At 33.0% G+C, this 6,363-nt stretch carries 5 protein-coding genes; 1 reads left to right on the top strand and 4 read right to left on the bottom strand.

What is annotated here, in order from left to right; translation table 11 throughout:
• Window positions 1–338 precede the first annotated feature (338 nt).
• The 4 genes from ABXT06_RS11360 to tamL all read right to left on the bottom strand — a co-directional run bounded on the left by ABXT06_RS11360 (window position 339) and on the right by tamL (window position 5,591).
• On the bottom strand, window positions 339–737 hold the full coding sequence (locus tag ABXT06_RS11360) for a helix-turn-helix domain-containing protein (RefSeq protein ID WP_354590865.1): 399 nt from the start codon (window positions 735–737) through the stop codon (window positions 339–341).
• A gap of 211 nt (window positions 738–948) precedes the next feature.
• Window positions 949–1,806, bottom strand: coding sequence for an acetyl-CoA carboxylase, carboxyltransferase subunit beta (accD, locus tag ABXT06_RS11355; protein WP_354590864.1), 858 nt, complete (start codon window positions 1,804–1,806; stop codon window positions 949–951).
• Window positions 1,807–1,889: 83 nt separating this feature from the next.
• The gene (fbaA, locus tag ABXT06_RS11350) at window positions 1,890–2,957 is read right to left on the bottom strand and encodes a class II fructose-bisphosphate aldolase (RefSeq protein ID WP_354590863.1); all 1,068 of its coding nucleotides are present in this window, start codon (window positions 2,955–2,957) and stop codon (window positions 1,890–1,892) included.
• Window positions 2,958–3,017: 60 nt separating this feature from the next.
• Window positions 3,018–5,591: a translocation and assembly module lipoprotein TamL gene (gene tamL, locus ABXT06_RS11345; protein WP_354590862.1), complete on the bottom strand. Its 2,574-nt coding sequence runs from the start codon at window positions 5,589–5,591 to the stop codon at window positions 3,018–3,020.
• A 37-nt stretch (window positions 5,592–5,628) separates the two neighbouring features.
• Between tamL and ABXT06_RS11340 the strand changes: the two genes are divergently transcribed.
• Window positions 5,629–6,357, top strand: coding sequence for an RNA methyltransferase (locus ABXT06_RS11340; RefSeq protein ID WP_354590861.1), 729 nt, complete (start codon window positions 5,629–5,631; stop codon window positions 6,355–6,357).
• Window positions 6,358–6,363 lie beyond the last annotated feature (6 nt).

Here is a 6,363-nt window from a genome sequence, read left to right as displayed (position 1 = left end):
TTCTCTCTAATGTTGAATCCTGACTGTTATTTCTCATCGCAACAAAATTTATTAAAGTTAAATTTTGTTACCGAAATATCTAACCTTTACAATTTCGACGAAGGAGAAATCTCCACGAGTAGCTCCGTACGGAATGTCGCCAATCTTTGCAGAGTTACTTACGAAGATTTCTCCTTCGTCGAAATGACATATTGTGTGTAATATGATGCTTTCACTTCTATATTAAATCTATCAAATATCTATGTAGAGGCTTTGCTGAAAAACTTATAGGGTTTAAAACAAAAAATCTCAAGAGAAATTTCTTGAGATTTTATATTGAATTTATGTTTTAGAAAGGTTTATTTTTCTTTTAATAATTTTTCTAAATACTCAACTTTATCTTTTTCTGACTGAATCATGCGCTCGTAAAGTTCTACTACTTTATCTAATGGATTGAATGTGCAATAATTTGCATGGAACATACCGTTTGATCCATTACAGCTATTATCGTAAAAATTATTGAAATAATTTATCATATTTTCTTCAGTAAAGTTTTTTATTGCTTCAGCACTTACACCAAGAGCTTTTGCTACTTCTTCAAGTTTTTCGTCATCAATAGTCTCGCTATTTTCTATTACCGATACAGATTGTTGTGATACTCCTAAAGCCTGTGCCAATGCTTCTTGCTTCATATCTTTAAGTTCGCGAATACGGCTTATTTGTCGTCCTATGTGTTTTGGTTTTGTTGCTGTGTTCATAATTCAAAGATATTTATATTACTTTAAGAAAAATAGATTTCTGTAAAAAACTGGTTTGCATTAGTATGATACAATAAAGCTATTATTTATGTAAAACAAAAATACAATTTTTCAGACAAGTAATTGTATTTATAAAATTTATATGGTTTAAAATAAAAAATCCCATTTGCCGAAGCGAATGGGATTTTGTGTTTTTTAGAAAATTAAAAAATTAATCTCTAATAGCGTTATTTTGAATCAAATCGATATATAAGTTAATCTTATCTTTCAATTCTTTTCTAGGCGTGATAAAGTCTAAGAAACCGTGCTCTAATAAGAACTCAGCAGTTTGGAAACCTTCTGGTAAATCTTTTCCTGTAGTATCGCGAACAACACGAGGACCTGCAAAACCAATCAAAGCACCTGGCTCAGAGATATTGATGTCTCCTAACATAGCGTAAGATGCAGTTGTTCCTCCAGTTGTTGGATCTGTACAAAGAGAGATGTAAGGTAATTTAGCTTCAGCTAATTGAGCTAATTTTACAGAAGTTTTTGCTAATTGCATTAAAGAATAAGCAGCTTCCATCATACGAGCTCCACCAGATTTAGAAATCATTACAAAAGGAAGTTTGTTTTTAATAGCGTGATCAATACCTCTCGCGATTTTCTCACCTACAACAGCTCCCATAGATCCACCGATGAATGCAAAATCCATACAGCAGATTACAAGATCTTTTCCTTTAGATTTTCCTACTCCCGTACGTACAGCGTCTTTAAGATGAGTTTTTTCCATTACATCTTTCAATCTGTCTGCATATTTCTTTGTATCAACAAAGTGCAAAGGATCTTTTGATGTCATGTTTTTATCTAACTCAACAAATTCGTTGTTGTCGAATAAAATTTCAAAATAGGTTGCGCTTCCAATTCGAACGTGAAAATCATCTTCAGGGCTAACGAACAAATTTCTCGCCAATTCGTCAGCATCAATAATTTTTCCAGTAGGAGATTTGTACCACAATCCTTTCGGAACGTCCATCTTATCTTCAGTAGCGGTCGTAATCCCTTTTTCTTGTCTTTTAAACCAAGCCATATTGAATGTTTTATTTGTTTTAGGTTTCAAGTTTCAAGTTGCGGAAACCTGAAACTTGAAACGTTAAACTTGAAACTTTTTTATTATAGTGTATTCACATTATTTAAATCTGCAAAAGCTTGTTCCAATCTTGCGTTGAATGTAACTTCACTTTCACGAACCCATCTTCTTGGGTCATAATATTTTTTGTTTGGAGCATCTGGACCTTCTGGGTTTCCAATTTGAGATTTTAAATAATCTAAATTTTTAACCATATAATCACGGATTCCTTCAGTGTATGCAAATTGTAAATCTGTATCGATGTTCATTTTGATAACTCCGTAGCTAATTCCTTCTCTGATTTCTTCAAGTGTAGAACCTGAACCTCCGTGGAAAACGAAGTCAACTGGATTGTGTCCTGTGTTGAATTTGCTTTGTACGAAATCTTGAGAATTTTTTAAGATTTTTGGAGTTAATTTTACGTTTCCTGGTTTGTAAACACCGTGAACGTTTCCAAAAGCAGCAGCAATTGTAAATTTAGGGCTTACTTTAGATAATTCTTCGTAAGCGTAAGCTACTTCTTCTGGTTGAGTATATAATTTTGAGCTATCTACGTCTGAGTTGTCAACACCATCTTCTTCACCACCTGTGATACCAAGTTCGATTTCTAATGTCATTCCCATTTTACTCATTCTAGCTAAATATTCTTTGCAGATTTCGATGTTCTCTTCGATTGGTTCTTCAGATAAATCGATCATGTGAGAACTGAATAATGGTTTTCCTGTTTCTGCAAAATGTTTTTCAGAAGCATCTAATAAACCATCAATCCAAGGTAAAAGTTTTTTTGCACAGTGGTCAGTGTGTAAGATTACAGTTGCACCGTAAGCCTCTGCTAAAGTATGAATATGTTTTGCTCCTGCGATTCCTCCCGCGATTGCTGCTTTTTCACCTGCATTTGATAATCCTTTTCCAGCGTTGAATTGTGCTCCGCCGTTAGAAAATTGAATGATAACTGGCGCGTTTAGTTTTGCTGCAGTTTCAAGAACTCCATTAATTGTGCTAGATCCAGTAACGTTTACTGCTGGAAGAGCAAAACCCTTCTCTTTCGCATAATTAAAGATCTCTTGTACTTGATCTCCTGTAGCTACTCCTGGTTTAATGTTGTGTGCCATTTTAATTTTTTTTATAGTTGTTTTTAGTTTTTAGGTTGCAAAAATAAGAATTAATTAGCATTAGAACGGATAATTTATACCAAAATTTAAAACTGAGTGTCCAAAATTGTATTCTTTAAACCATCGATCTCCCTTCTCATGTGCTGGATTATAAGTCTTAAAGCCTAAATCTAAACGAATAACAAAAAAGCTCAAATCGTATCTTAAACCGAATCCTGTACCTAAAGCAATTTCATCTAAATCGTTTAAGTTGTCAAATCTTGCTTTTGGATCTATCACATTATCGAGCACATTCCAAATGTTTCCAGCGTCTGCAAAAAGAGCACCTTTAACATCTCCAAAAATTTTAAAGCGATATTCAATGCTAGCTGCGATTTTCATATTTGCCTCATTAAAATCATTTATAGCATTGGTGCTTCCAGGTCCTAAAGCGTAAGGTTGCCAAGCACGGTTGTCATTGGAACCACCACCATAATAACTTCGTGAAAAAGGAATGTAGTTTGAATTTCCAAACGGAATTGCAATTCCAAAGAAGCTTCTCACTGCGAGAACTTTCTCTTTTCCAAAATCCCAGTGTTTGATGTAATCAAATTCAGTTTTTATATATTCTGAATATTCTAAGTTAAAAATCTCGTAGTTTCCTCTTGAATTTTTAGGCAAATTTCCGATCTCTGAAACAGCTGATAATAAGGTTCCTGCTGATTCGATTTTGGTTCTAAATTGATAGAAATTATTGTCAGCTAAATCTTTTTTGGTTGTTTTGGTAAAAGAAAAACTTGTTGCCAGAATAAAATCATTTTCAGTCAAACGAATCCTTCTTTCTTCGATACTCTCCACTTCTTGATATTGTGAATCGGCTGGAGTTAAGGCTGTTTGTCCGGTTAATACGTCTCTCGTAAATCCTGTGGTTCCATTAGGTATAGTAAGATTTTTTTTAGCTTGTTCCTCTGTTGTGTTTCCCCAGTTGAGTGCATCAACATTGTAATCTTTTCCAATAAAATTCAAATCATCATAAGATGAAGTATATACATTAAAGTAGTTGTCTGGATTTAAATTGCGGACAAACTGAGCATTTAACAATTCGAATTTTGCTGTATTATGACGTTTTGGTGTCCAGTTGTATGAGATACCTCCTGTAAAGTTTTCTTTGTCCAAACCAATATTTCGCTGTTTCGAGAAACCAGAAGTTATAGAAGTATAAGGGATCATGCTCTTGGGGATAATTTTTTCAGTTCCAAACGGAAGCAGAATTCTTGGGAAATTCAATTTCATGTCCAAACCATATTCAGATACATTAAAGAAATTATCGTTGGGGTTTGCCATATCTCTAGAAGATCCGACATTTAAACGAGCAGAAATTTCAAGAGTTTCAGCACGATTAAACACATTTCGAATGGTTTCTGAAATGCTGGCACCAATTCCAAAATCCTGAATATTAGAATGCGTCACATCAAGAGTGGCTCCAAAACTGTATTTTTTTCTAGGAGTTAAATAAACATTGGCAATAAGAGACTGTGCTGTAGAATCTCTTTTGTCTACTTCATATTGTATTGACGGATAGTTGAAAATCCTTAAATTATTTAAATATCGAGAAGAAAGAGTCGTTCTGAAATCGGCAAAAGTACTTCCTTTTGTAATGAAAATTGCATCCGTTATAGCACGTGGTCTGTATTTTAAAGTCTTGTAGCTATACAAATTAAAGTTATTGTATGTTACACTATCTGTTGGTTTTTTCTTGGCATTTGCAGCAGAATAATCAGTGTAAATATTTACATCGCTAATTTTATACAATTTAAAAGGTTCTGTACGACTAGAATCTCTTTCTTGAATTGTATTGTTGTTTATTATTAATGTCACATCAGCTTTTGCTTTTTTGCCAATGGTATCAATATCAAAAGTGACATAAGTTGGCTGAAAATAGTAAGCTCCGTGATTTCTAAAATAGGTTGTAATACGGTTTTTCTCTTCTTCAAAATCTGTGGTTTTATATTGGTTTCCAGATTTTAATAAAGAAGGTTCGTTATTAGTTCTATATAATGAGTCTAGGGCAGGAGTCATTATTTTAGTTCTAATAGTGTCCAATTTGTAAGCTGGGCCTGTTGTAATATTGTAATTAATTTCGGCTCTCTTTTTTCCTACCGTATCAATAGTATAATCGGTTTGAACGTTAAAATAACCACTATTGAAGTAATAGTATTTTAATCGTAGTAAAGATTTTTTAGTTTTAGAAGTATCAATTATCACTGGAGGTTCACCAGTGTTTTTTAGAAATTCATGAATTCCTTTATAATAAAAAGATTGTCCAAGACGGTCTACTTGTTTTGCAGAGAATATCTTAGACATACGCTCATATTTTCCAGGATTGTTTTTAAATTTAGCCTGATAAGTAGAATCTGGATTTAAATTAGCTAAATTGTATAAATTTAACCGGAGCTTATAGCCTAATAATTTTCCATTTGGTTTTTGGTACATCTGATTTGAAGCCGTCTCATCATTTGTCGATTTTCCGTTAACTATAATATTATTTTTTACAAGAAGGTTTTTTCCATCGGGAACTCTTTTTACGGCATTACAAGCGCAAATTAATATTGCAATTAGAAGAAATGCTATTATTTTTGTGGAATTATTTTTCAAGTGTTTTTTAATATTTAATTCAAAAGTACATTATTTTATGGTTAGTAAAAACCAAATAAAACTAATATCAGGCTTGCATCAAAAAAAGCAGCGTTTTGCCAATCAATTATTTTTTGCCGAAGGAGTAAAAGTAATTCAAGAATTGCTGCAATCCAATTTTGAATTAGAACATTTATACACCACGTTGAATGATTTTCAAACGGTTCATGCGTCAAAACGCACTCTTATTAATGACCAGGAACTGAAAAAAATAAGTGCTTTGTCAACTCCAAATTCTTGTTTGGCAGTTTTTAAAATTCCAGCCGAAAAGAAAATAATCGATTCGGGTTTAATTTTAGCCTTAGACGATATTAGAGACCCAGGAAATCTAGGCACTATTTTACGTCTGTGCGATTGGTTTGGTATTAAGCAGATTGTCTGTTCTAAAGAAACAGTAGATATTTATAATCCGAAAGTGGTACAAGCTACAATGGGATCTATTACCAGAGTAAATGTAAGTTATGTTGATTTAAAACTTTTTCTTGCTCAAACTAAACTGCCAGTTTTTGGAACTTTTATGGACGGAGAAAATATTTATCAATCTAAATTACCAAACGACGGAATCATTATTATGGGTAATGAAGCCAACGGAATTTCAGAAGAGATTGAAAAAACTGTAACCAGCCGTCTTACAATTCCTAGATTTGGAGAGCTTCAAAAAACCGAAAGTTTAAATGTAGCTACTGCAACAGCAATTATTCTTAGTGAATTTAAACGAAATAGTTGAGATTTT

Origin of the sequence: Flavobacterium sp. UW10123 (assembly GCF_040538975.1) — a bacterium.
GTDB lineage: Bacteria > Bacteroidota > Bacteroidia > Flavobacteriales > Flavobacteriaceae > Flavobacterium.
Note: the sequence above shows the minus strand (reverse complement) of the source record. Positions and strands in the feature narration are given on the sequence as shown.